General features: G+C 66.6%; 18 protein-coding genes. 9 read left to right on the forward strand and 9 right to left on the reverse strand.

What is annotated here, in order from left to right; genetic code table 11:
- Positions 1-66: 66 nt before the first annotated feature.
- The 4 genes from AmiPiv_RS04960 to AmiPiv_RS04975 form a co-directional block, all read right to left on the reverse strand.
- Positions 67-3,252 (reverse strand): efflux RND transporter permease subunit, encoded by a 3,186-nt coding sequence (locus tag AmiPiv_RS04960; RefSeq protein ID WP_340036211.1) that lies wholly within the window; start codon positions 3,250-3,252, stop codon positions 67-69.
- Entirely contained in the window at positions 3,249-4,487 is a 1,239-nt protein-coding gene (locus AmiPiv_RS04965) for an efflux RND transporter periplasmic adaptor subunit (RefSeq protein ID WP_340036212.1), read from the reverse strand. Before AmiPiv_RS04965 ends, AmiPiv_RS04960 begins: the two co-directional genes overlap by 4 nt.
- A 290-nt stretch (positions 4,488-4,777) precedes the next feature.
- The gene (locus AmiPiv_RS04970) at positions 4,778-6,046 is read right to left on the reverse strand and encodes a multicopper oxidase family protein (protein ID WP_340036213.1); all 1,269 of its coding nucleotides are present in this window, start codon (positions 6,044-6,046) and stop codon (positions 4,778-4,780) included.
- 224 nt (positions 6,047-6,270) lie between these two features.
- Complete coding sequence (locus tag AmiPiv_RS04975) at positions 6,271-6,579, reverse strand: glutaredoxin family protein (RefSeq protein ID WP_340036214.1); 309 nt, start codon at positions 6,577-6,579, stop codon at positions 6,271-6,273.
- A 584-nt stretch (positions 6,580-7,163) separates the two neighbouring features.
- On the opposite strand from AmiPiv_RS04975, the gene AmiPiv_RS04980 reads away from it, so the two are divergent.
- Positions 7,164-7,808 (forward strand): carbonic anhydrase, encoded by a 645-nt coding sequence (locus AmiPiv_RS04980; protein ID WP_340036215.1) that lies wholly within the window; start codon positions 7,164-7,166, stop codon positions 7,806-7,808.
- A 93-nt stretch (positions 7,809-7,901) separates the two neighbouring features.
- On the opposite strand, the gene AmiPiv_RS04985 is transcribed toward AmiPiv_RS04980, so the two are convergent.
- Complete coding sequence (locus tag AmiPiv_RS04985) at positions 7,902-8,600, reverse strand: outer membrane protein (protein ID WP_340036216.1); 699 nt, start codon at positions 8,598-8,600, stop codon at positions 7,902-7,904.
- Positions 8,601-8,830: 230 nt separating this feature from the next.
- Between AmiPiv_RS04985 and AmiPiv_RS04990 the strand changes: the two genes are divergently transcribed.
- Positions 8,831-10,324: an aldehyde dehydrogenase family protein gene (locus AmiPiv_RS04990; protein WP_340036217.1), complete on the forward strand. Its 1,494-nt coding sequence runs from the start codon at positions 8,831-8,833 to the stop codon at positions 10,322-10,324.
- 50 nt (positions 10,325-10,374) lie between these two features.
- Here AmiPiv_RS04990 and AmiPiv_RS04995 read toward each other — a convergent pair whose 3' ends face one another.
- Positions 10,375-12,129, reverse strand: a complete 1,755-nt coding sequence (locus tag AmiPiv_RS04995; RefSeq protein ID WP_340036218.1) for an ABC transporter ATP-binding protein — start codon at positions 12,127-12,129, stop codon at positions 10,375-10,377.
- A 229-nt stretch (positions 12,130-12,358) separates the two neighbouring features.
- On the opposite strand from AmiPiv_RS04995, the gene AmiPiv_RS05000 reads away from it, so the two are divergent.
- The 7 genes from AmiPiv_RS05000 to AmiPiv_RS05030 all read left to right on the forward strand — a co-directional run bounded on the left by AmiPiv_RS05000 (position 12,359) and on the right by AmiPiv_RS05030 (position 20,430).
- Positions 12,359-13,384: a BMP family protein gene (locus AmiPiv_RS05000; RefSeq protein WP_340036219.1), complete on the forward strand. Its 1,026-nt coding sequence runs from the start codon at positions 12,359-12,361 to the stop codon at positions 13,382-13,384.
- A gap of 165 nt (positions 13,385-13,549) precedes the next feature.
- Complete coding sequence (locus AmiPiv_RS05005) at positions 13,550-15,073, forward strand: ABC transporter ATP-binding protein (protein WP_340036220.1); 1,524 nt, start codon at positions 13,550-13,552, stop codon at positions 15,071-15,073.
- 249 nt (positions 15,074-15,322) lie between these two features.
- Positions 15,323-16,372, forward strand: coding sequence for an ABC transporter permease (locus AmiPiv_RS05010; RefSeq protein ID WP_340036221.1), 1,050 nt, complete (start codon positions 15,323-15,325; stop codon positions 16,370-16,372).
- 268 nt (positions 16,373-16,640) lie between these two features.
- Positions 16,641-17,582 (forward strand): ABC transporter permease, encoded by a 942-nt coding sequence (locus AmiPiv_RS05015; protein WP_340036222.1) that lies wholly within the window; start codon positions 16,641-16,643, stop codon positions 17,580-17,582.
- The gene (locus tag AmiPiv_RS05020) at positions 17,579-18,871 is read left to right on the forward strand and encodes an amidohydrolase family protein (protein WP_340036223.1); all 1,293 of its coding nucleotides are present in this window, start codon (positions 17,579-17,581) and stop codon (positions 18,869-18,871) included. Before AmiPiv_RS05015 ends, AmiPiv_RS05020 begins: the two co-directional genes overlap by 4 nt.
- A 264-nt stretch (positions 18,872-19,135) precedes the next feature.
- Complete coding sequence (locus AmiPiv_RS05025; RefSeq protein WP_340036224.1) at positions 19,136-19,393, forward strand: hypothetical protein; 258 nt, start codon at positions 19,136-19,138, stop codon at positions 19,391-19,393.
- Positions 19,394-19,509: 116 nt separating this feature from the next.
- Positions 19,510-20,430, forward strand: a complete 921-nt coding sequence (locus tag AmiPiv_RS05030) for a DMT family transporter (RefSeq protein WP_340036225.1) — start codon at positions 19,510-19,512, stop codon at positions 20,428-20,430.
- Positions 20,431-20,575: 145 nt separating this feature from the next.
- Here the strand turns inward: AmiPiv_RS05030 and AmiPiv_RS05035 are convergent, their stop codons facing one another.
- From AmiPiv_RS05035 to AmiPiv_RS05045, 3 genes are all read right to left on the reverse strand, one after another.
- Positions 20,576-21,061: a CAP domain-containing protein gene (locus AmiPiv_RS05035; protein WP_340036226.1), complete on the reverse strand. Its 486-nt coding sequence runs from the start codon at positions 21,059-21,061 to the stop codon at positions 20,576-20,578.
- A 150-nt stretch (positions 21,062-21,211) separates the two neighbouring features.
- Positions 21,212-23,653 (reverse strand): GcvT family protein, encoded by a 2,442-nt coding sequence (locus tag AmiPiv_RS05040; RefSeq protein WP_340036227.1) that lies wholly within the window; start codon positions 23,651-23,653, stop codon positions 21,212-21,214.
- Between the two features lie 2 nt (positions 23,654-23,655).
- Positions 23,656-24,540 carry a choline/ethanolamine kinase family protein gene (locus tag AmiPiv_RS05045; protein WP_340036228.1) on the reverse strand — a complete coding sequence of 295 codons (885 nt, stop codon included), beginning with the start codon at positions 24,538-24,540 and terminating at the stop codon, positions 23,656-23,658.
- Between the last annotated feature and the right edge of the window lie 86 nt (positions 24,541-24,626).

The following is a 24,626-nucleotide window of genomic DNA, read 5'->3' on the forward strand; positions in this document are numbered from 1 at the left end:
GCTTGGCAGCGAACGCCTCGGCGACAGCAGGTACGAGCAGAAGGCTGCCGCCTCCCGACCTCACAGTCAGTGCATCGAACTGCCTCCGATAGGTGCCGGTGCCGTTCTCGAATGCGCTTCCGGCCTCGTGAAGAACCGACGGATCACCGCATAGAACACCGGCGTCAGGATCAACCCGAAGAGCGTGACGCCAAGCATGCCGGCGAACACCGCAATGCCCATGGCCTGGCGCATCTCGGCGCCGGCGCCTGTCGCGATGACCAGCGGTACCACACCCGCAATGAAGGCGAGCGAGGTCATCAGGATCGGCCTCAGCCGCAGGCGCGCGGCTTCGAGCACCGCGGCAAGCGGATCGCTGCCCTTCTTTTCCTCCTCATGCGCGAACTCCACGATCAGGATGGCGTTCTTGGCCGCGAGCCCGACCAGCACCACGAAGGCGATCTGGGTGAAGATGTTGTTGTCGCCGCCTGAGAGCCACACGCCCACGATCGCGGAGAGCAGTGCCAGGGGTGCGATGAGCAGCACGGCGAAGGGAAGCGACCAGCTGTTGTACTGGGCGGCCAGGATGAGGAACGCCAGCAGCACCGCGAGCGGGAACACGATCATTGCCGTGTTGCCGGCCGCCTTCTCCTGATAGGTCAGGTCGGTCCATTCGAAAGCCATGCCCGCCGGCAGCGTCTCGCGCATGATGCGCTCGATCGCCTCCGTCGCCTGGCCGGACGAGTAGCCGGGGGCAGGGCCTCCGGTGATGTCGACCGAGGGGTAGCCGTTGTAGTGCATCACCCGATCCGGCCCCGAACTCGTGGCTATGGTCGCAAGCGCCGCGAGCGGCACCATTTCGCCCGCCGCGTTGCGGACCTTCAGGCGCGATATGTCGTCGACTTGCGCGCGGAACGGTGCATCCGCCTGCACGATGACGCGATAGGTGCGACCGAAGCGGTTGAAGTCGTTGGCGTACAAGGAGCCCAGATTGACCTGCAACGTCTCGAATACGGCGGTCAGCGGGACACCTTGCGTCTTCGCCTTGACGCGATCGAGATCCACCTGGACCTGGGGCGCGTTGACCTGGAAGCTCGCCATCATGCCGGCAAGCTCCGGCGTGTTCATCGCCTTCGCCATGACCTCGCCCTGCGCCTTGGCGAGGGCCTCCAAGCCTGCACCCGAGCGATCCTCGATCTGGAGCTTGAACCCGCCAGTCGTGCCGAGGCCCGGTACCGGCGGCGGCGGGAAGATGCCGACGAAGCCGTCCGGGATCTGGCTGTATTTGCCCATCAGCCGGCCTGCGATGGCGTTCGCCGAAAGCTGCGGATCCTTGCGCTGGTCGAACGGGTCCAGCATGGCGAAGATCACGGCTGCGTTGGGCAGGTTGACGAAACCGTTCACCGACAGGCCCGGAAAGGCGACGACGCTTTCGACACCCGGTTCAGCCAGCGCGATCTTCGACATTTCCCTCGCCACGGCCTCCGTCCGGTCGAGCGACGCTCCGGACGGCAATTGCGCGATGCCGACGAGATAGTACTTGTCCTGCGCGGGCACGAAACCGGCCGGGATTTGCTGGAACCCCATCCAGGTCGCTCCAAGCAGCCCGGCATAGAGAAGCAGGACAACCCCGCTGACGCGGATGGCGCGACGCGCCAGGCCGACATAGGCGTTGGAGGCGCTGTCGAAGAAGCGATTGAAGCCGCGGAAGAACCGGCCGAACACAAGGTCGATGCCTCGCGTCAGCCAGTCGCGCTGCGATCCGCCGTGATGCGGCTTCAGCAGCATGCCCGCCAGCGCCGGGGAGAGCGTCAGCGAGTTGATCGCCGACAGCATCGTCGAGATGGCGATCGTGACCGCGAACTGACGGTAGAATTCGCCCTGGAGACCGGACAGGAACGCCGATGGGATGAACACCGCCGCCAGCACCGAAGTGATTGCGATGATGGGCGCGGTCACCTCGTCCATCGCCTTGCGGGCCGCTTCCTTCGGCGTCTCGCCGAGGCCCATATGTCGTTCGACGTTCTCGACGACGACGATGGCGTCGTCGACCACGATGCCGATCGACAGGACCAGGCCGAACAGCGACAGTGTATTGAGCGAGAAGCCCAGCAGATACATCACCGCCAGCGTGCCGATGAGCGATATCGGAACGGCGACGAGAGGGATGATGGAAGCGCGCCACGTCTGCAGGAACAACACGACGACGATGACGACCAGGATGATCGCCTCGACCAGCGTCTGCACGACGGCCGCCAGCGAGGCGCGGACGAACACGGTCGGATCGTAGGCGATCCGATATTCCAGCCCTTCCGGGAAGTTCCGCTTCAACTGCTCCATCTCGGCGCGCACCGCGCTCGAGACGTCCAGCGCATTGGCCCCGGGACGCTGGATGATCTGCATGGCGACGGCCGGCTCGCCGTCGAGCAGGCTTCGCAGCGCGTAGCCGTCGGCGCCAAGCGAAATCCTGGCGACGTCGCGCAGGCGCACGGTCTGGCCGTCCTCGCCGGTCTTGACGACGATATCGCCGAACTGTTCCTCGCTGGTCAGGCGCCCGAGCGTGCTGACCGTGACCTGATAGCTGGCCGCCTCGGACGGCTGCTGGCCGACAGAACCCGCCGCGACCTGGAGGTTCTGTTCCCGGATGGCCGCGATGACGTCGCTTGCCGTCAGGCCGCGCGAGGCGACCTTGTCCGGGTCCAGCCAGATCCGCATGGCGTATTCGCCCGCGCCCCACACCACGACATCGCCGACGCCGGGCAGGCGCGCGATCGTGTCGCGAACCTGGAGGGTGACGAAGTTGGAGATGTACAGGGGGTCGTAGCGCTTGTCGGGCGAGATGAGGTGAACGACCATCAGGATGTCCGGCGACGTCTTTTGCGTCACCACACCGATGCGCTGGACCTCTTCGGGCAGGCGCGGCAACGCCCGCGACACACGGTTCTGCACCTGGATCTGGGCCATGTCGGCGTCGGTACCCTGGGCGAAGGTGACCGTAAGCGTCATCCTGCCGTCGGTTGCGGCCTGCGAGCTCATGTAGAGCATGCCCTCGACGCCGTTGATCGACTGCTCGAGGGGTGCGGCGACCGTCTCGGCAATGACCTCAGGGCTGGCTCCGGGATAGCTGGCGGACACCTGCACGGTCGGTGGCGTGACGGAGGGGTATTCGCTCAAGGGCAGTTGGAACAGAGTGATCACGCCGGCGATCAGCATGAGGGCCGACAGCACGATGGCAAAGATCGGGCGATCGATGAAGAAGCGTGGCAGGCTCATCGACGAGCCTCCTGCGTGTCGGCGTTGGCACCGCCGGCCCCGGAACGTTGATCCGGTGCCATGGCGATCCGGTTGGGGGTGACCTGCATTCCGGGCCGGACCAGCCCCTTGATGATGATGGTTTCCCCGGGCTTCAGCCCGCTTGCGACGGTGCGCAGTCCATCGTTCATCGCGCCGAGTTCGACCGGGCGGTATTCGGCCTTGTCGTCGGCGCCCAGGACCAGCACATAGCGGCGCCCCTGATCCGTCCCGACGGCCTGATCGTCGATGAGGACGGTCTCCTGCGGGGCACCGACTGCAAGCACCACCCGCGCATACAGGCCCGGCGTCAGCCGGCCCTCGGGATTTCCGAGCACCGCCCGGGCGCGGATCGTGCCGGTGCTGCGATCGATGCGGTTTCCGAGAAAGTCGAGCGTGCCTGAGTGCGGATAGCCGGTCTCCGTCGCCAGACCGACGGCGACCGGGAAAGTTGCACCGTTGCGGCCGGCGGTCTCCGGTCGGGATCCCCCCAGGAAACTCAGATAGGTGGCCTCGTCGATATCGAAATAGACATGGACCGGGTCTGCCGAAACGATCGTGGTGAGCAGTGTCGCCGCTCCCCCCGACGCGCCGGTGACGAGGTTGCCTTCGGTCACCAGGACCCTGTCGACGCGCCCGGCGATTGGTGCCGTCACGCGGGAATAGGAAAGATCGAGCTCCGCCGCGGAGACTGCGGCCCGCGCCTCCAGCACCTGCGCTTCCCGCTCCTGCGTCCTGGCCGAGGCGTCGTCATAGGACTTGCTGGATATGGTGCCGTTCGGGACCAGCCGCTTCGAGCGGTCGAGATCGGACTTCGCCTGGGAAAGCAGGACTTCGGCCCGCTGCAATTGCGCCTTGGCATTCTGGAGCGCGACCTGGAACGGCCGAGGATCGATCTGGAACAGCAGTTGTCCGCGTTCGACGAGGCCACCTTCCGGAACGCTGACGGATTCGATCGTACCACCGATGCGTGGCCGCAGTTCGACAGTCTTGGTGGCTGCCACGACGCCGGTGAATTCCGACGACGGCGCGATCACCCGCGTGACGACTTCGGCCACGGGAACCTGGGGCGGCGGGGGGATGGGCGCGGCCGTGCTCGCGTCTTCGGAGGCCTGGGCCCTGTTTGCATAGGCGGGCACGTCGTTCAGGTAGGCGAGCGTTGAGCCAGCGCTCAAGGCCACCGCCGCGAGTAAGTAAATCGTTGATTTTTTTGCCATTCTGGCCACCCCGTCGTCGAAATAAGCGGTTTCTTCGAAGACTCCGCTTGATGAATTCCGGGGACGGTAGTCATTCCAGTTCCAGGAAGGTCAACGCTGCATGAGTGAATTGTTCAAACCTTTTCAGGCTTGCTCGAACAACTGGTCGTGAACTGATGGGCTGCAGTCATGTCATCGCATCGGACGAGGCGTTCTTCGGCCTGGCCCGGTTGGCTGGCACCTTGATCCGCGGGTTCCGACGCGCGAGAGCCGCGGTGCTCGTTGACAGGGCCTGCGCGCCCCTTTTCGGATCACGCCTCGTAGGCCATGGAGGTCATCATGCCGCCAGCCATGTGATAGAGGTGATGGCAACCCAGCGCCCATTCGCCGGCATTGTCGGCATCGAGGGCGACCGTGACCTCCCCCATCCTCGCCGACACCAGGACCGTGTCGCGCACGGCGCCGGAAAATCGCTGCCTGTTGACCGCGGTCACCTGGAAGCGATGTCCGTGCAGGTGCAAGGGATGGGACGTGCCGGAGTAGTTGAGGAAGGTCAGTTCGACCCGGTCGCCGCGTCTCACCACGAATGGACTGTCCTCGCCATGCGTGGCCCTGACAAGGTCCCACATGTAGTTCGACCCTTCGCGCAGCATCATCGTATGACGGCGGGTGACTTTCCTGTCTGCGAGCGGACTGGCGGCGCGAAGGGCCTGCTCGAGCCCGAGGCCTACAGTGGGAAATGTCTCGTCGGCGAGATTGGCAAGCTTTTCCACCGGCGCACCGCGGGCGGCGAGCATCACGCCCGTGCGCATCCGCCCTCTTTCCTGAACCGCCAGAACGGGCCAGGCTGACCTTTCCCTCGGCAACTCGAGCATGATGTCGAGCCGCTGCGCGACCGCCAGTTCGAAGTAGCGTCGATCGACCGGCGCAACGGGCATGCCGTCGACCGCGATCAGCCTTCCGGTGAGCGTTCCGAGATCGATCCACATATTGGTGCTGGCGGCGCCGTTGATGAGGCGCAGGCGAATGCGCCCGCCCGGCTCGACGGAAATGATCTCCGGATCGTCCAGCGTGCGGTCATTGGCGAGCAGCGCATCGTGCAGACTGTCGGAGGGCGGCGCCTGCACGTCGGCCGTACCCTGCGCCGCGCTGCGCAGTTCGGCCAGAATTTCGGCCGGATCGCGGAAGCTGAAGTCTTGGAAAAGCACCACTATGTCCTGCACGTCCATGCCGGCCTCGGCCGGATCGCGCACGATCAGCGGAGCGGCAAGCAGCGACTGCCCCTGAAGGCCGAAATGCGAGTGCATCCAGAAGGTCCCCGGCTGCGCAACCGGGAAGTCGTACTCACGCCGGCCGCCGTCGGCTATGGGGTCTTGCGAAAGTCCCGCGACGCCATCCTGCCGCCAGGGTGGCGTAAGGCCGTGCCAGTGGATGACCGTCGGTTCGCCGATACGGTTTTCAAGCCGCACGCGAAAATTCTCGCCTGCGTCCATGACAAGGCCGTTGCTGCCGTCGGGCTGCGTCAGTCCGAGGACATTCGCCGCACGCCCCTTGACCTCGATGACACGTTTGCCGGCCATGACGATCTTCTGGCCGGCGGCGGGCTTGCCGGATGCCGGCAAGGCAGGAGAAACGGTCGCGAGAACACCTGTTGCCGAAAGTCTGAGAAAATCTCTGCGACGCATGGGGTCGGTCCCTTCCTGATGGTTACGAAACCGATGTCCGCTTCAGTCTCGAAGAGGGCGTCGGCCCGGATAGCGAAATTGCGCGAGCAAGAAGATCGGCGCCGAAGGCAACCATGAGTTCACACCGGCCAAGGGGCGCTGGAGTGCCGCGCAACACATTGCGTCTCGCTCTCCGCCTGATCCGTATGAATGGCCTCGATGCGCCAACGCTGTTCGTCGAAGGTGCCATAAAAGACGTGCGTGCCATCGATGACGGTGATCGGGGCAACACGCATGCCGGTCCGCTGCCTGACCTCATCGGCGATCGCCGGGTCGCTCATGTCGCGCTCGACGAAGGGCAGGTACTCGGCGCTCAGCCAGCGCTTCAGTGCCGCGCAGTCGGGACAGTCGGGCGTGGTGAATATCTCGATCCAGGGTGGGCGCATCATGGCGGCCTCGGCGTGATGTGAAGGGGGCGACCTGCCAGGCGGGTCGCCGAGGGGCTAGTCGGCCGCAACCGACGAAGGGATGCTCGATGCGGCAGTCGCAGGAGTTGGGACCGGGCCCAGGGGAGCGTTCATCGTTGTTGTCCTCTTTCGCACGCGATGAACAAAGGCTGGATCTACCAGTGACTGGAAGGTCAACATGATTCTAACGGCCAATTCGTATGCGCCGTAACGCATTGAATTAACGTGACATTTTCATGAAGAACGTCTTGGTGGGCGCTTGTCTTGAACATCCGAAGCCAAGCGATTGACGCATCGCGTCGAAGCTGACGCAGCTTGCTGTAAGACGCAGTAAGCGTCATGAGAGGAAGGTCAAACGGGTGTTTCGGCATTGGCCCGCGTCCGGCTTCGAGTGCGGAAGAGAGGTGCCTTGGGCGGCAACCGCCACCTGCTGCCCTTCCGCCCGGAGCGTGAGCGACAGCCCACGCCGTCCCAACGCCGCGATTCGGGAGCCAGCCTTCGGGCAACCTCGGTTCGCTGCATATTTGCATTTGCGGCGCCGGCCATTTCCGTTTAAGGCCGAGCTTATGCTGCACCTGCCTGAGAAGCTCCTCGCCGGTTACCGCAACTTCATGACCGGCCGTTATTCGGTCGAGACGGATCATTATCGATCCCTGGCGCGCGAGGGCCAGACGCCGGAGACCATGGTCATTGCCTGCTGCGATTCGCGCGCGGCGCCCGAGACCATCTTCGAGGCGGGGCCGGGCGAGCTGTTCGTCGTCCGCAACGTCGCCAACCTGGTGCCGCCCTATTCGCCCGACGGCGAGTTTCACGCCACCTCGGCAGCGCTGGAATTTGCCGTGCAGGCGCTCAAGGTCAAGAACATCGTCGTCATGGGCCATGGCCGCTGCGGCGGCATCCGCTCCGCGCTCGACACCAACGCGGCGCCCTTGTCGCCCGGCGACTTCATCGGCAAGTGGATGAGCCTCGTTGCGCCCGCCGCCGAGTCCATCGCCGGCAACGCCATGATGACGCCGACCGAGCGCCAGACCGCGCTCGAACGCATCTCGATCCGCTATTCGATCGCCAATCTGCGAACCTTTCCATGCGTGAACATCCTCGAGCAGAAGGGCCGTCTGGAGCTGTTCGGCGCTTGGTTCGACATCTCGACGGGCGAGCTCTGGGTCATGGATCGCAACACCGGCGATTTCGAGCGCCCCGCCCTCGCTTGAGCCCCCGGGCTTCGCCGAGGTCTTCACATTGGCAAACGCAATCGGCCCGCAGCGCCAGGCTCCGGGCCGATTGCATTTCCAACGCTCTCGACCTCAGAACTTCGCCGTCATGCCGAGCTGGAGGCTGTGCGCGTAGAGGTTGCCGTCGGTGAAGTAGTTTTCCGCATCGCCGTCGATGTCGAAGTCGACGCTCTTCACCGCCTTGAAGCGGTAGCCGAAGTCGAGGTCGATGTTGGACGCCACCGCATAGGTTATGCCCGCGCCCACCTGGCCGGCAAAGCCCCAGCCGCCGGAACCATAGCCGAAGTCGGGCTCGTCAAAGGACGTGTCCGCGGTGACATAGGCCGCGCCGATGCCGCCGCCGGCATAGACCTTGGCCTGGCCGAAGCTCGCGACGTCCACCCAGGCATTGGCGAGCAGGTAGGTGGCCGACAGGTCGCCCGACGCGTCGAACGGCCCGTGGTCGTGGTCGCCATGATCGAAGATGAACGAATTGGCGCCGTAGCGCGCATAGGAAAGTTCGCCTTCGACCCGGAATGCATCGTTGATTCGCCGGCCGATGGCCGCGCCGATCGTGAACCCCGTGTCGAAATCGACCGAGTGGCCATAGGTGTCGTCGCCGCCGATGCCGGTCGTCATCTTGTTCGGAAAGCTCGCGCCGCCGAACAGCAAGACGTACCAGAGGTCCTGGCCGGCCGGCGCTTCGGTTGCAGCCGCCTCGGCGGCATGAACGGACGTCGTTGCGGCGGAAAACACCAGCGCCGAAACGCCGGCAAGAAATGACAACTTCATGTAGATTCACCCCAAGTATATTGCAACCTGGGGTCTAATTATGGTGGCATTCTCGTGTCAAGGATGTACGCCTCAAAAAAATCAACCTTAGGTAAAAGAGCCGGCTCGCGGCAGGTGCTGCCGTTCCACGGCCCGTGGCCTCATGCCATGGGCTTGAGTGACGGCAGGGACGGGGCGTAGCCTTTCGGGACATGGCGGCGCCGCAGATGCGGTGCCGGAAGGAGCAGTTCATGACCATCGCCCAGACGCCCGCCGCGACCCGCCGCCCCATCGACGGCCGCCATCGCCGGATGTTCATCGGCGGCCGCTGGGTCGACGCGGCCTCCGGCCGGACCTTCGAGACGCGCAATCCGGCCACCGGCGAGGTCATCGCCACGGTGCCGCGTGCCCAAAAGGAGGACATCGACAGGGCGGTTGGTGTGGCGCGGACGGCCTTCGACGGCCCCTGGAGCCGTTTCAAGCCGCATGAGCGGCAGAAGCTGCTGATCCGCATCGCCGAGCTGTTCGAGCGGCACTGGGAGGAGATCTGCGTTTCCGACACCACCGACATGGGCCTGCCGATCGCGCGGGCGCGCGGCAACGCCAACCGCGTGCTCGGCATGCTGCGCTTCTATGCCGGCATGGCCACCGCCATCCACGGCCAGACGATCGAGAATTCGCTGCCGGGCGACATCGTTTCCTTCACCCGCAAGGAACCGGTCGGCGTGGTCGGCGCCATCATCCCGTGGAACGCGCCGACGGCGGCTTCCGTCTGGAAGATCGGCCCCGCGCTCGCCACCGGCTGCACGATAGTGCTCAAGCCGTCGGAGGAGGCGCCGCTGACGCCGCTGCTGCTGGCCGAGCTGATGGCCGAGGCGGGCGTGCCCGACGGCGTCGTCAACGTCGTCACCGGTACCGGCGCCGAGGCCGGCGCGCCGCTGGCCGAGCACATGGGCGTCGACAAGATCGTCTTCACCGGCTCGACCGCGACCGGCCAGAGCATCGTGCGGGCGTCCGCCGGCAACCTCAAGCGCGTGTCGCTCGAACTCGGCGGCAAGTCGCCGGTCATCGTCTGCGCCGACGCCGACCTCGAGCGGGCGGTGCCCGTGGCGGCCATGTCGGTCTTCGCCAGTTCCGGTCAGATCTGCATCGCCGGCTCGCGGCTTTTCGTCGAGCGCAAGGTGCATGACGCCTTCGTCGAGAAGCTGGCCGCCTATGCCAACGGCCTGCGCATCGGCAACGGCATCGATCCCGAGACGGAGATCGGCCCGCTGATCTCGCCGCGCCAGCTCGCGCGCGTCGAGGGCTATCTGCGTGCCGGGGCGGAGGAGGGCGCCCGCCTCGTCGCCGGCGGAGCGCGGCTGAACGAGGGCCCGCTCGCCGCCGGCAATTTCGTCGCCCCGACCGTCTTCGCCGGCGTCTCCGACACCATGACGATCGCGCGCGAGGAGATCTTCGGCCCGGTCATCTCGGCGCTGCCCTTCGACACGCTCGACGAGGTCGTGGCCCGCGCCAACGACACGCCCTACGGGCTCGCCGCCGGCGTCTTCACCCGCGACCTCGGGGTCGCGCACCAGCTGTCGCGCCGCCTGCGTGCCGGCTCCGTGTGGGTCAACACCTATCACGCCATCGACCCCGCCGTGCCCTTCGGCGGCTACAAGATGAGCGGCTACGGCCGCGAGGGCGGCGCCGAGCATCTCGACGAGTACCTGAACACCAAGGGCGTGTTCATCCGCATCGACTGAGCACTGCCCTCCTGCGGATGGCGCGCCGCCCCGCGCTGGGCTCGCCTGCCTCAGGGCATCAGCTGGTAGTCGTAGAGCCTGCGATAGAGCCCGCCGCCTTCGAGCAGGTCGGCGTGGCGGCCCTGCTCGACCACGCGGCCCTTGTCCATGACGACGATGTTGTCGGCCTGGTGCACGGTCGAGAGCCTGTGGGCGATGGCGATGGTCGTCCGCCCCTCCGACAGCCTCTCCAGCGCGTCGCGGAACAGCGCCTCCGATTCGGCGTCGAGCGCGCTCGTCGCCTCGTCGAGCAAAAGCACGTCGGCGTCGCGCAGGATGGCGCGCGCGATCGACAGGCGCTGCTTCTGGCCGCCCGAGAGGAAGGCGCCGTTTTCGCCGACCTGGGTCTCGTAGCCCTTGGGCAGCGCCATGATGAAGTCGTGCGCGTTGGCGGCCTTGGCGGCCGCGGTCACCTCGTCGTCGGAGGCGCCTTCGCGGCCGAGCCGGATGTTGTGCATGATCGTGCCCGAGAACAGGAACGTGTCCTGGCTCACATAGGCGATGCGGTCGCGCAGCGAATGCAGCGTCGCGTGCGAGATGTCCTGGTCGTCGAACAGCACCTCGCCGCTGTCGGGATCGTACATGCGCATGATCAGGTTCATGATCGTCGACTTGCCGCTGCCGGACGGGCCCACCAGCGCCGTCATCTTGCCGGGCGGGAAGGACAGGTCGAGCTCCCGCAGCACCGGTTCGCCGTCCTTGTAGGCGAAGCTGACGTCGTCGAACCTGATCAGGCCGGGGCCGTCGGTCAGCGCCACCGCGCCCGGCCGCTCCGCCAGCGTCAGCGGCCGGTCGGCCAGCTCGAACATCATGCGCACGCCGACGAGGCCGCTTTCCAGTGACACGCGCATGCGCGCCAGCCGCTTGGCCGGCTCGTAGGCGAGCAGCAGCGCGGTGATGAAGGACATGATCGAGCCCGCCGTCTGCCCACCCTGTACGACCAGGAAGCCGCTGACCAGCACCACGCCGGCGATGGCGAGGCCGGCAAGCGTTTCCATGATCGGGCTGGTGCCGGCTTCCAGCGCGGCGATGGTGTTGGCGCGCCGCTCGACGTCGGAGACGGCCCGGTGCATGCGGCTGCGCATCAGTCGCTCCAGGTTGAACGACTTGACGATGCGCACGCCGACCATGGTCTCCTGCATGACATGCACGATCTGGGTCAGCGACAGGAACTCGGCCTCCATGATCTTGCGCACCCGGCGCAGGATCAGGTTGACGCCGTAGATGGCGATCGGGCCGATGATGAAGGCCACCAGCGACAGCACCGGCTGCTGGATTACCATGACGGCGATGAGCCCGATGAGGGTGAACAGGTCGCGCACGTAGGACGTGACGATGAGGTCGAGCACGGAGCGTGCGGCCTGGGCGTTGTGGGTGACGCGGGTGATCAGGTCGGACGAGGGGATCGAGTGGTAGAAGGATATGCCCTGCGCCAGGATGCGGTCGTAGATCTTGCGCTGCCGGTCGGCGATGATGGCGTTGCCGACGCGGCTGAGGAACAGGCCCTGCACGAAGGTGGCAAGGCCCTTGACGATGAAGATACCCGCCACCGCCGCCGCGATCATGTAGACGCGGTTGATGTCCTTGCCTACCGTGAACTCGTTGGTGATGTCCTTCATGATCCAGGCGCTGGCCGCCGTCATGCCGGCCACCACCAGCATCGAGGCGATGGACACGGCATAACCGAACGCATGCTGGCGAAACGACTCGCGCACCAGCCGCCAGATCAGGCGATGATTCTGGGTCGGGCGAATAAATCCAAGCAAATCAATGGGTCCCTTGACCGGCGGCCCCCCGCGGACGGCTTATATAATGCACCCTCCGGCGAAGGCAAACCTGTGTCCCCCGTGTCCCGGGCCTTAAGCCGCAGATCGCATGCGGCGGTGGACAGTCGCGCGCCGGCCGATTGCCGCTCCTGGCGATTTCGCATACCGTTGACCAAACGATAAAAAAGCCTTCGATCGACAAGTGCAAATCCAACCAGAGGTGGAACGAATGCCGACTTTTTCCAGCTGTCCAGGCTTGTCGCGGCGGGCCCTGCTCAAGGCCGCCGGTGCGTCCGCTGCGGTCGCCGCAGCGGGGCTGCCCGTGCGGCTTTTCGCGGCCGAGCCGATCAAGGTCGCGGCCGTCTATACGGTGCCGGTCGAGCAGCAGTGGGTGAGCCGCATCCACAAGGCCGCCAACGCCGCCAAGGACCGCGGCGACATCGAATATGTCTATTCCGAAAACACTGCCAACAACGACTATGAGCGCGTCATGCGCGAATATTGCGAGGCCGGCCACAAGCTGATCGTCGGCGAGGTGTTCGGCGTCGAGGACGCCGCGCGCGCGGTCGCCAAGGACTATCCCGACGTCGCCTTCCTGATGGGCTCCAGCTTCAAGCCCGATGCCGCCGTGCCGAACTTCTCGGTCTTCGACAACTACATCCAGGACGCGTCCTACCTGTCCGGCATCGTCGCCGGCGCGATGACCAAGTCCAAGAACATCGGTATGGTCGGCGGCTACCCGATCCCGGAGGTCAACCGGCTGATGAACGCCTTCATGGCGGGCGTGAAGGAAGTGGCCCCCGACACCAAGTTCCAGGTCGCCTTCATCGGCTCGTGGTTCGATCCGCCCAAGGCCAAGGAAACCGCCTTCGCCCAGATCGACGGCGGCGCCGACCTGCTCTACGCCGAGCGCTTCGGCGTGTCCGACGCCGCCAAGGAGCGCAAGGTGCTCGCCATCGGCAACGTCATCGACACCCAGGCCGACTACCCCGAGACCGTCGTCGCCTCGGCGCTGTGGCACTTCGAACCGACGCTCGACAAGGCGATCGCCGAGGTCAAGGCCGGCACCTTCAAGGCCGACGACTACGGCGTCTATTCCTTCATGAAGAACGGTGGCTCGTCGCTCGCCCCGCTCGGCACCTTCGACGGCAAGGTGCCCGACGACGTCAAGACCAGGGTCGCCGAGAAGGAAAAGGCGATCAAGGACGGGTCCTTCTCCGTCGAGATCAACGACGCCGAGCCTAAGTCGAGCTAGCTCGACTATCCCTCCCCCTCGAGGGGAGGGTGGCCCGCGTAGCGGGCCGGGTGGGGTCGGCCCGGCCGGCCTCAACTCGTCTACCTGTGCAAGAGGGCGTTCCGCGCTGCTGATATGACCCCACCCGCCTCGCTGCGCTCGGCACCCTCCCCTCAAGGGGGAGGGATGGCCGCGCCGCCCGTCCTTCGCCTCGCCGGCATCACCAAGCGTTTCGGCCCGCTTACGGCCAACGACGCCATTTCCTTCGAGCTCAGGCGCGGCGAGGTGATCGCGCTGCTCGGCGAGAACGGCGCCGGCAAGACGACGCTGATGAACATCCTGTTCGGCCACTATGTCGCCGACGAGGGCACGGTCGAGGCCTTCGGCAAGCCGCTGCCGCCGGGCGACCCGCGCGCCGCCCTCGATGCCGGCATCGGCATGGTGCACCAGCACTTCACCCTCGCCGACAACATGACGGTGCTGGAGAACATCGCGCTCGGCACCCAGAAGCTCTGGCGCCCGCACCTCGACCGGGCTGCCGCGCGCAAGCGCATCGAACGGCTCGCCGCCGATTTCGGCCTCGCCGTCGATCCCGCGGCGATCGTCGCCTCGCTCTCGGTCGGCGAGCGCCAGCGCGTCGAGATACTCAAGGCGCTCTATCGCGACGCCGAGATCCTCATCCTCGACGAGCCGACGGCGGTGCTGACCCCGGCCGAGACGGACGCGCTGTTCCGCACGCTCAAGCTGCTCGTCGCCAAGGGCCTGTCGATCATCTTCATCTCGCACAAGCTGCATGAGGTGATGGCCGTCAGCGACCGCGTGCTGGTGTTGCGCTCGGGCCGGCTCGCCGGCGAGCGGGAGACGAAGTCGACCAACCGCAAGGAACTGGCCGCCCTCATGGTCGGTCAGGAGGTCAGGCCGGCCGAGGTCGTGCCGGTCGCGCCCGGGCGTCCGCTTCTCGTGCTCGACCGCATCTCGACCGCCCGCCACAACGGTGCCGCGCTCGACGACGTTTCGCTTGTGCTCCGCGCCGGCGAGATCACCGGCCTTGCCGGCGTCTCCGGCAACGGCCAGGCAGCGCTTGCGGCGCTCATCGCCGGCACCCAGCGCCCCACCGCCGGCAGCATCGCGATCGACGGGGCGCCGGTCGGCGGCTGGTCGCCGCGCGCGGCGCTCGGCCACGGCATCGCCCGCATCCCGGAGGATCGCCACGCCGTCGGCACGATCGGCGACATGAGCGTCGCCGAGAACGTCATTGCCGAGCGCTACGGCAGCCCGCGCTTCAGCCGCATGGGCTTCCTCGACTGGAAGGCGGCGCGCCGCTTCGCCGAGAAGATCATCGCCGACTACGACGTCAAATGCCCGTCGCCCGAGGCGCGCATCCGCCTGCTGTCCGGCGGCAACATGCAGAAGCTCATCCTCGGCCGCGCGCTCGATCCCGAGCCTGCGGTCATCCTCGCCAGCCAGCCGACGCGCGGCCTCGACGTCGGCGCCGTGGCCTATGTCCACCGCATGCTGCTCGCCGCCCGCGAGCGGGGTGCCGCGGTGCTGCTGATCTCGGAGGACCTCGAGGAGATCCTGGCGCTGTCCGACCGCATCGTCGTCATCTCGAAGGGACGGCTGTCGGCGCCGTCGGCGCGCGGCGAGCGCACCATCCGCGAACTGGGGGAGCTGATGGCGGGGCACGGCGAAGAGGAGCGGGCGGCGTGAGGGGCGGGCTGATCCTTGTTGGGGCAGCGCTCGACGTTGCCCCCCTCTGTCCTGCCGGACATCTCCCCCACAAGGGGGGAGATTGGCTGGCCGCGACGTGGTCGCAAATCTTAGGGCTTGCTCGGTGGGCGCTGTCGTGGCCACTGCCAATCTCCCCCCTTGTGGGGGAGATGTCCGGCCCTTCGGCAAGCTCAGGGTCAGAGGGGGGCGCTGTCCTGCAAACATCTCAGGTCAGCATGGAGCAGACCCATGCGGCTTGAGCCAAAACCCGCGCCGTCACTGGCGGTCACCCTACTGTTTCCGCTGGCGGCCGTCGCGGCCACGCTGGTCTTCACCTCGCTCTTGGTGCTTGCCGCCGGCGCATCGCCGCTGTCGGTGTTCTATCTCGTCGCCAAGGGGGCTGCTGGCTCGCAGTTCGCGTTGCTCGAAACGCTGACGCGCGCGACGCCGCTGATCTTCACCGGCCTCGCCGTTGCCGTCGCCTTCCGGGCCAAGCTCTGGAACATCGGCGCCGAGGCCCAGCTCTATGTCGGCGGCATCGTCACGATCGTGCTCGGCACCGGCGCGCTGCCGCTGCCGTCGGTGGTGCTGATCCCCGTCATCATGCTGGCGGCGATGCTTGCCGGCGGCTTGCTGCTACTCGGCCCGGCGGTGCTGAAGACCCGCTTCGGCGTCGACGAGGTGGTGACCACGCTGCTGCTCAACTTCATCGTGCTGCTGTTCGTGTCGATGCTGCTCGAAGGCGTGCTCAAGGACCCCATGGGCCTCGGCTGGCCGCAGTCGCAGAAGGTCATCGCCGACGCGCAGCTGCCGCGCATCATCCAGGGCAAGCGCCTGCACTACGGCTTCGTCATCGCCGTCGTCTCGGCCATCGCCGTCTGGGTCATCATGAAGAAGACCGTGCTCGGCTACGAGATGCGCGCCGTCGGCCACAACCCCGAGGGCGCGCGCTTCGTCGGCGTCCCGGTCAACGGCGTGCTGATGAAGACGGCACTGCTGTCGGGTGGCCTCGCTGCACTCGCCGGCTTCTCCGAGGTGTCCGGCCTCAAGGGCAACCTCACCCTCGACCTGTCGCCGGGCTATGGCTACTCGGGCATCGTCGTCGCCATGCTGGCGATGCTCAACCCGCTCGGTGTCATCGCTTCGGCGATCTTCGTCGCCGGCATCTTCGTCGGCGCCGACGCCATGAGCCGGGCCGCCAAGGTGCCGAGCTACATCGCCGACGTCATGGTGGCGACGTCGCTCTTGACCATGGTGGTGGCGATATTGCTGACACGGTTCAGGGTGAGGTGGAGGTGATGGCTGTGATCCTTCGCGCCCCCCTCTGGCCTGCCGGCCATCTCCCCCACAAGGGGGGAGATCAGGCTGTCACCAGCGCCTCGCCCAACCGCAAGAGGCAGAGCGGAATCTCCCTGTCGGTCAAAGCGCCCTACGACGCTGCTGAAGTTGGCGCGCCGCCGACGCGACTGATCTCCCCCCTTGTGGGGGAGATGGCCGGCAGGCCAGAGGGGGGCAACGTGGAGCACCGGAGCCAATCGACGGCAGCAACCACGATCGGGAGCCACTGATGGACGCGTTTGAAATCCTCTTCACCGCCTCCTTCTGGGTCGCAGCCATCCGCATCGCCTCGCCGCTGATCTTCGCCACCATGGGCGAGCTGATCTGCGAGCGCGCCGGCGTGCTCAATCTCGGCATCGAGGGCATCATGACGGCCGGCGCCTTCGCGGGCTGGTTCACCGTCTATGCCGGCGGCGACCTGTGGACCGGCGTGCTGGTGGCCGCGCTTGCCGGTGCCATGTTCGGCCTGCTGCATGCCACGCTCACCGTGCCGCTCGGCTTGTCGCAGCATGTCGTCGGCATCGGCGTCACCCTGCTCGCCACCAGCCTGACCTATTTCACCTATCGCCTGGCGCTGCCGGAGGTTACATCGCCGCCCAAGATCGAGCCGTTCCAGCCGCTGCCGATCCCCGGCCTGTCGAAGATCCCCGTCATCGGCGAGGCGCTGTTTTCGCAGACGCCGCTGACCTATCTCGCCTTCCTCACCGTCGCCATCGTCGCCTGGGTGCTCTACCGCACGCCGCTCGGTCTGGCGGTCCGCGCCGCCGGCGAAAACCCGTCGGCAGTGGAGGCGCAGGGCATTTCCGTCACCGGCATCCGCATGGGTGCCGTCGTGATAGGCAGCGCGCTGATGGCGGTCGGCGGCGCCTTCCTCACCATGTCGGCGTTCAACTCGTTCTTCTTCCAGATGATCAACGGCCGCGGCTGGATCTGCATCGCGCTCGTGGTGTTCGGCTCGTGGCGGCCGGGCAAGGCGCTGATCGGCGCTATCCTGTTCGCCGCCTTCGACGCCTACCAGGTGCGGCTGCAGCAGATGTCGGGCGGCATCGTGCCCTACCAGGTGTTCCTGATGATGCCCTACGCGCTGTCGATCCTGGCCCTTATCCTGGTGGCGCGCCGTGCCACCTATCCCAAGGCGCTGATGATCCCGTACCAGAAAGGCGAAAGATGAGCTTCGACCTGATCGTCAAGGGCGGCACGCTGCCCGATGGAACCGTTGCCGACATCGGCATCAACGGCGACAGGATCGCCGCGATCGAACCGCGCATCGATGCCGCCGCCGCGAAGGTCGTCGATGCCTCCGGCAACCTCGTGTCGCAGCCTTTCGTCGACCCACATTTCCACATGGACGCGACGCTGTCCTACGGCATCCCGCGCATCAACGCCTCTGGCACGCTGCTCGAGGGCATCTCGCTGTGGGGCGAGCTCAAGCCGCTTCTGACCCACGAGGCGGTGAAGGAACGCGCGCTGGCCTATTGCGACTGGGCCGTGTCGATGGGCCTGCTCGCCATCCGCACCCATGTCGACACCTGCGACGACCGCCTGCTCGCCGTCGAGGCGCTGCTCGAGGTAAAGAAGGAGATCGCGCCCTACATCGACCTGCAGCTCGTCGCCTTCCCCCAGGACGGGCTCTACCGCTCGCCGACAGCCCGCGCGAATACCATCCGCGCCCTCGACATGGGCGTCGATGTCGTCGGCGGCATCCCGCATTTCGAGCGCACCATGGCCGACGGCACGCGCTCGGTGACCGAGCTCTGCGAGATCGCGGCGGAACGCGGCCTGATGGTCGACCTGCATTGCGACGAGACCGACGATCCGCTGTCGCGCCACATCGAGCAGCTGGCCTACGAGACCCAGCGGCTCGGCCTGCAGGGCAGGGTGGCCGGCTCGCACCTGACCTCGATGCACTCGATGGACAACTACTACGTCTCGAAGCTCCTGCCGCTGATCGCCGAGGCCGGCGTCTCGGCGATCCCCAACCCGCTGATCAACATCATGCTGCAGGGCCGCCACGACACCTATCCCAAGCGCCGCGGCATGACCCGTGTGCCCGAGATGCTGAAGGCCGGCATCCGCGTCGGCTGGGGCCAGGACTGCGTGCTCGACCCCTGGTATTCGCTCGGCACCGCCGACATGCTCGACGTCGCCTTCATGGGGCTGCACGTCGCCCAGATGTCCTCGCCAGCCGACATGCGCCGCTGCTTCGACATGGTCACCAGGGTCAACGCCGAGATCATGGGGCTCGACCATCTCGGGCTCGAAGTCGGCAAGACCGCCAGCCTCGTCGTGCTCGACGCCGGCAACCCGATCGAGGCGGTGCGCCTGCGCGCCGAGCGGTTGTGCGTCGTGGCCAAGGGCAAGGTCGTGGCCGAGCGCCCGAAGCGCGACACCGCGCTGTCCATCAAGGGCCGCCCTGCCACCATCAACCGCCGCCACGTCGTGCCGCCGCAGGCGAACTGACCGAAGCCCACGCGCTTACCCCCTCACCGGCGCGCTCCGCGGCCACCTCTCCCCCCACTTCGTGAGGGCGAGGAATCGCCAACCAGGCAAGGCTGCGACCTCGCAGGACCTGGGTTCCTCGCCGCAACGGCGTGGGGGCGAGGCGGTGAGGGGGCGTTTAATCGCAGCCGGCAAGAGCTGCCCCCATTGAAGCCAGTCTTCCCGAACTCCGACCAACCGCCTAAAGTCGCCACCCGGAATCAAGTTTGGATGCGAGGCGATGTCATGAGGGTCAGACCGGTCTCTTTGCTCTTGCTGGCTGCCGTGCTTGCCGGCTGCGTCTCCGCCGAGGAGCAGCGCGAGCTCGACGAGCAGAAATGCCGCTCCTACGGTTTCACCAAGCGCAACGACGCCTTCGCCGAATGCCTGCAGCGCATCGAGCTCGACCGCCGTGCCGAGTTCCGCGACCGCCAGGCAGCCTTCGACGACTGGGACCGGCCCTTCGTGGTCTATCGCCCCATCGTGGTGGCACCCAGGCCGTAACCGCTGGTTCTGCGGCGCAGGAATGCATGGTCCAGGCCACTTAGCCCTCGCAATGGCGGAAATCCGGGCATAGATAGGCGCGAACCGGGCTCGTCGGCCCGCCGGACACCTTGCCCATGACGTTCCGCCAAGCCCTCGCTCTGCCCAAGAGCAATCTCGTCCTCGCGGGCATCCTGCTGATGCTGCTTGGCGACTTCATGTTCGCCCTCAACGACGCCATGGGCAAATGGCTGGTCGAGAACTATTCGGTCGGCCAGGTGCTGGTCATCCGCTCCATCGGCGCCTTCATCATCCTGGGCCCGATGATCGCCAAGCAAGGCCTCGGCCCGCTGACCAGGGTCGAGCGGCCGGGCCTGCAGGTGCTGCGCGTCGTGCTCGCCACCGCCGACACCGCCTTCTTCTACGCCGCGGTCGCCTACCTGCCGCTGGCCGACGTCATGACCTTCTACATGGCCGGGCCGATCTACATCGCGGCGCTGTCGCACTTCTTCCTCGGCGAGAAGGTCGGCTGGCGTCGCTGGCTCGCCATCGTGCTCGGCTTCTGCGGCGTGGTCATCGCGCTCAGGCCGTCCACCGCCTCGCTGTCCTGGCCTTCGCTCTTCGCCGTGGTCGGCAGCCTGTCCTTCGCCATCAGCCTGATCCTCAGCCGCAAGCTGCGCGCCACCAACGACACCACGCTGGTCACCTGGCAGACCATCGGGGCGCTGGTCATGGGCGGCATCATGGCGGCGTCCGACTGGCGTCCGGCCAGCGCCGTAGACTGGTCGGCCATGCTCTTGCTCGGCGTCGTCGCCTGCGCCGCGCACCTGATGATCACGCGCGCGCTGAAGCTCGCGCCCGCCTCGCTGCTGGCGCCGCTGCAATATACGCTGCTTTTGTGGGCCGTCGTCTTCGGCGTCGCCTTCTTCGGCGACTATCCGGATGCGCAGATCCTGATCGGCTCGGCCATCATCGTCGTCGCCGGCCTGTTCATCTTCCACCGCCAGAAGGTGGTCGACAAGGCCGAGCCCGAGACGGTGCCGACCAGCGTGCACTGAGCGCGCCGGGTAACTGCCCCTCATCCGCCTGACGGCACCTTCTCCCCGTGAATGACGGGGAGAAGGGACACTGCCGCGACGCCGGCGCCCCCTCGCCCCGTTTACGGGGAGAGCGTAAGGGTGATGGGCAATCCTTTGACCTGCCTTATTTGCCCAGCACCAGCGCCCAATAGCGCTTGTCGCTGCCCTTGCTCTCGCGCACATAGGCGAGGCCGAACTTGCCGAAGCGCGGGTCGAGCATGTTGCGGCGGTGGCCCTCGGAATTCATCCACATCGAGAACAGCTTGGCCGGCTCCATGCCGCCATGGGCGATGTTTTCGGCAGCGGCACCGGCAACGCCGTTATCATTCATGCGCGCGGCAAAGTCCTTGCCCCAGCCGGTGGTGTGCTCCATCTTGCCGCTGCGCGCCATGAAGGCCGCCTGCTGCAGGGCGGCGCGCTCCAGCGTCGCGTCGGGCTGCAGCGGCGGCAGGCCGTATTCCGACCGGATCGTCTGCAGATAGGCGATGCCGGCCGTCGAGGCGCCGGCACCGTCGCCGGCCATGTTCGCGCCGGTCTGGCAGGCGGCGAGCAGCATGAGGCCGCCCAATGCCGTTGCGCGCAGTGCCGCGCCGCCGATGCGTCTCGTCATGATCATGTCCTTGTCCCGTGCCCGTCCTTGGGAGCCTTGATAAGGCAGATCATGGCTTTTTGGCGGAGTGCGGCGCCGCGCGCCCGGCTCGGCGCGCAAATGTCGCCGGAGCTGGGCATGATCCTTCCCGCAAATCGATCCCGGTTCCGCTCAGGCCTTCACCCGCGCCGCGGCCGGGTCGAGCAGCGGCTCGAGATGGATCTTCGCCGGCACCCGCTCCATCGCCACGACCAGCTCGTAGCTGCCGCCGGCCAGGAAGGCGTCGTCGACACCCGCGGCGTTGCGGACGTAGCCGAAGCCGATGTTCTTGCCGACGGTGTAGCCAAAGCCGCCGCTGGTGAGGTAGCCGACCGGCTGGCCGTCGCGCAGGATGGTCTCGCGGCCGACCAGCACCACCTCCTTGTCGTCGACGGTGAAGCAGGCGAGGCGCTTGGTCAGCGGCGCGTTGCCGAGCTTCTCCAGCGCCTTGCGGCCGATGAAGTCGCCTTCCTTCTTCAGCTTCACGGCCCAGCCGAGGCTGGCTTCGAACGGCGTGTCGTTGGGCGTGATGTCGGAGCCCCAGGCGCGGTAGCCCTTTTCCAGTCGCAGCGATTCCAGCGCGCGATAGCCGACCGGCCGGACGCCGTGCGCGGCCCCCGCCGCCATCAGCGCGTCGAACACCTCGCCGGTGGCGGCGATCGGCACGTGTAGCTCCCAGCCGAGTTCGCCGACATAGGTGACGCGCAGCGCGCGGACGGCAGCACCCGCGATCCCGATCTCGCGCACATGGCCGAAGGGGAAGGCGGCGTTGGAGACGTCGGCATCGGTGGCCGCTTCCAGCACCAGCCTCGCCTTCGGCCCCATCAGCGACAGCGTGCCGAACTGCTCGGTGACATCGATGAGCTTCGCGTCCAGCCCTGCCGGGACGTGGTCGCTGATCCAGGCGAGGTCGTGGGTGCGGAAGCCGGTGCCGGTGACGATGTAGAATTTTTCGTCCGAAAGCCGCGCCACCGTCAGGTCGGCCTCGATGCCGCCGCGGGTGTTGAGCAACTGCGTGTAGGTCAACCGGCCCGCTGGTTTCGACACGTCGTTGGCGCAGATGTGGTCGAGCGCCCTTTGCGCGTCCTTGCCCGTCATCTCGTATTTGGCGAAGGACGACTGGTCGAACACGCCGACCGCCTCGCGCACATGCCGGTGCTCGTCGCCGACAGGCTCGAACCAGTTCTGGCGGCCCATGGCGTAGACGTCCCTGGCCTCCATGCCCTCGGGCGCGAACCAGTTGGGTCGCTCCCAGCCGAGCTTCGAGCCGAACACGGCGCGGTGCCTCTTCAGCCGCTCGTAGAGCGGCGAGACGATGTAGGGCCGACCGCTCTCATATTCCTCGTGCGGATAACCGATGGTGTAGTGCTTGCCATAGGCTTCGAGCGTGCGGTCCGACACCCACTGCCGGTCGCGGTGCAGGCCCGAGAAGCGCCTGATGTCGACCACCCAGAGGTCGAGCGGCGCCTCGCCGTCCACGACCCACTGCGCCAGCACCCAGCCCGCCCCGCCGCCCGAGGCGATGCCGAAGGCGTTGAAGCCGGCGCCGACGAACATGTTCGAACATTCGGGCGCCGAACCCAGGATGAAGTTGCCGTCCGGGGTAAAGCTCTCGGGGCCGTTGATCATCTGCTTGACGCCGACGTTCTCCAAAGCGGGAACGCGCGCGATCGCCTGCACCATGTGCTGTTCGAAATGGTCGAAGTCGTCGTCGAACAGGCGGAACTCCCAGTCATTGGGCACGTCGCCCGTCGTCCAGCCCTGCGGGTTCGGCTCGTAGCCGCCCATCACCAGCCCGCCGACTTCCTCCTTGAAATAGGTGCGGCGGTCGGGGTCGCGCAGTGTCGGCGCGTCGGTGGCGAGCCCCGGCAGTTTCTCGGTGATGATGTACTGGTGCTTGACCGGCTGCAGCGGCACGTTGATGCCGGCCATCGCGCCCACCTGCCGCGCCCATTGTCCGGCGCAGTTCACCACCTTGTCGCAGGCGATGTCGCCCTGGTCGGTCGCAACCTTCAGGATGCGGCCGTCCTGCATCTCGAAGCCGGTCACGCGCACATTCTCGAACAGCTTGGCGCCATGCATGCGCGCGCCCTTGGCGAGCGACTGGGTGATGTCGGAGGGGCTCGCCTGGCCGTCGGTCGGCAGCCAAGAGGCGCCGACCAGGTCCGAGGTGTCCATCAGCGGCCACATGCGCTTGACCTCCTCCGGCGACACCAGCTGCATGTCCATGCCGAAGCTTTTCGCTGTCGTCGCCAGCCGCTTGTATTCGGTCCAGCGGTCCTGGTTGGTGGCGAGCCTCAGGCAGCCGGTCATCTTCCAGCCGGTGGCAAGCCCGGTCTCGGCCTCCAGCCCCTTGTAGAGCTCGACCGAATATTTGAGCACGCGGGTGATCGAGGCCGACGAGCGGAGCTGCCCCACCAGCCCCGCCGCATGCCAGGTCGAGCCTGAGGTCAGCTTGCCCTGTTCGAGCAGGATCACGTCGGCCTTGTGGTCGCGGGCGAGGTGATAGGCGGTCGAGCAGCCGATGATGCCGCCGCCGATGACGACGATCTGCGCATGCGAGGGGAGGGCCATGTCTACAGTTTCCCGTAATGGTTCTGGTAGGTTTCGAGCGCCGCCTCGAGCTTGTCGAGGTTCTCGGCGGTGTAGGCGACGTAGTCGACGCCGGGTGCGGTGAGGTGGAGTTCCGAGACCATGCTCCACATCGCCTCGCGCAGCAGCGAGGCGCATTGCATGGCCTGATGCGAGCGGCGGATGGCCTGGTCGGGGCTGACGCCGAAATAGACAGACAGAAGCTCGTCGGATTCCTCGTCCGTCATGCCGGCGTTGGAGGCGGTGCCGGCGAGGTCGAACATCGCGGTCGAGAAGCCGGCATATTCGAAGTCGATGAGCCACAGCCTGTCGCCGTCGTCGAGGAAGTTTGCCGGCAGAAGGTCGTTGTGGCCGAAGATGATCGGCAGCGGCGTCTGCGCCTTCTCCAGCCTGTCGGCCAGGTCGAGATAGCGCGGCAGCTGCGCCGTCATGCGGCTGCCGCCGGCGGCAAGCGTACGCGCATAGTCGCGAATGACGTGGAAGGCCCAGAACATGAAGCCGGGGCCGGAGACGTGGCGCGGCATCTCCTCATGGAAGCGCCTGACGAGCTGGGCGATGCGCCCGGCATTGGCGCGCACGTCGTCGGCGCCATAGGTCCTGGCGCCGAGGAACTCGCTGACCATCACGCCCGGTTCGGCATAGCGCAACTCGGGCGCAAAGCCGGCCTTGTGTGCTGCGCGCGCCACCATCACCTCGCGGTCGCGGAAGACGTGGTGGAAGGGATAGTCCTTGCCGAAGCGCACCACGTGGCGGCCGTTGCGGTCCTCGACCAGCCAGCTCTCGTTGCTGATGCCGCCCTTGAGCGGCGCGATCGTGACTGCCCCGTTCCACAGAGGCAGGGCCCGGATACGGTCCTCGCTGTTCGACATCCAGCCCCTCCCTGCGGTGTCAGGCGCGTTCCCCTTGCGCCTCGATCAGATTGGCCGGCAGTCTCACGCAGCGGAAGCGGCGGAGT

The organism is Aminobacter sp. Piv2-1 (assembly GCF_037625995.1).
Taxonomy (GTDB): Bacteria; Pseudomonadota; Alphaproteobacteria; order Rhizobiales; family Rhizobiaceae; genus Aminobacter.

Coding starts and splice junctions, on each gene's coding strand:
- AmiPiv_RS04960 (WP_340036211.1), bottom strand. CDS start 3,252: ATGAGCCTGCCACGCTTCTTCATCGATCGCCCGATCTTTGCCATCGTG.
- AmiPiv_RS04965 (WP_340036212.1), bottom strand. CDS start 4,487: ATGGCAAAAAAATCAACGATTTACTTACTCGCGGCGGTGGCCTTGAGC.
- AmiPiv_RS04970 (WP_340036213.1), bottom strand. CDS start 6,046: ATGGCCGGCAAACGTGTCATCGAGGTCAAGGGGCGTGCGGCGAATGTC.
- AmiPiv_RS04975 (WP_340036214.1), bottom strand. CDS start 6,579: ATGATGCGCCCACCCTGGATCGAGATATTCACCACGCCCGACTGTCCC.
- AmiPiv_RS04980 (WP_340036215.1), top strand. CDS start 7,164: ATGCTGCACCTGCCTGAGAAGCTCCTCGCCGGTTACCGCAACTTCATG.
- AmiPiv_RS04985 (WP_340036216.1), bottom strand. CDS start 8,600: ATGAAGTTGTCATTTCTTGCCGGCGTTTCGGCGCTGGTGTTTTCCGCC.
- AmiPiv_RS04990 (WP_340036217.1), top strand. CDS start 8,831: ATGACCATCGCCCAGACGCCCGCCGCGACCCGCCGCCCCATCGACGGC.
- AmiPiv_RS05000 (WP_340036219.1), top strand. CDS start 12,359: ATGCCGACTTTTTCCAGCTGTCCAGGCTTGTCGCGGCGGGCCCTGCTC.
- AmiPiv_RS05005 (WP_340036220.1), top strand. CDS start 13,550: ATGGCCGCGCCGCCCGTCCTTCGCCTCGCCGGCATCACCAAGCGTTTC.
- AmiPiv_RS05010 (WP_340036221.1), top strand. CDS start 15,323: ATGCGGCTTGAGCCAAAACCCGCGCCGTCACTGGCGGTCACCCTACTG.
- AmiPiv_RS05015 (WP_340036222.1), top strand. CDS start 16,641: ATGGACGCGTTTGAAATCCTCTTCACCGCCTCCTTCTGGGTCGCAGCC.
- AmiPiv_RS05020 (WP_340036223.1), top strand. CDS start 17,579: ATGAGCTTCGACCTGATCGTCAAGGGCGGCACGCTGCCCGATGGAACC.
- AmiPiv_RS05025 (WP_340036224.1), top strand. CDS start 19,136: ATGAGGGTCAGACCGGTCTCTTTGCTCTTGCTGGCTGCCGTGCTTGCC.
- AmiPiv_RS05030 (WP_340036225.1), top strand. CDS start 19,510: ATGACGTTCCGCCAAGCCCTCGCTCTGCCCAAGAGCAATCTCGTCCTC.
- AmiPiv_RS05035 (WP_340036226.1), bottom strand. CDS start 21,061: ATGACGAGACGCATCGGCGGCGCGGCACTGCGCGCAACGGCATTGGGC.
- AmiPiv_RS05040 (WP_340036227.1), bottom strand. CDS start 23,653: ATGGCCCTCCCCTCGCATGCGCAGATCGTCGTCATCGGCGGCGGCATC.
- AmiPiv_RS05045 (WP_340036228.1), bottom strand. CDS start 24,540: ATGTCGAACAGCGAGGACCGTATCCGGGCCCTGCCTCTGTGGAACGGG.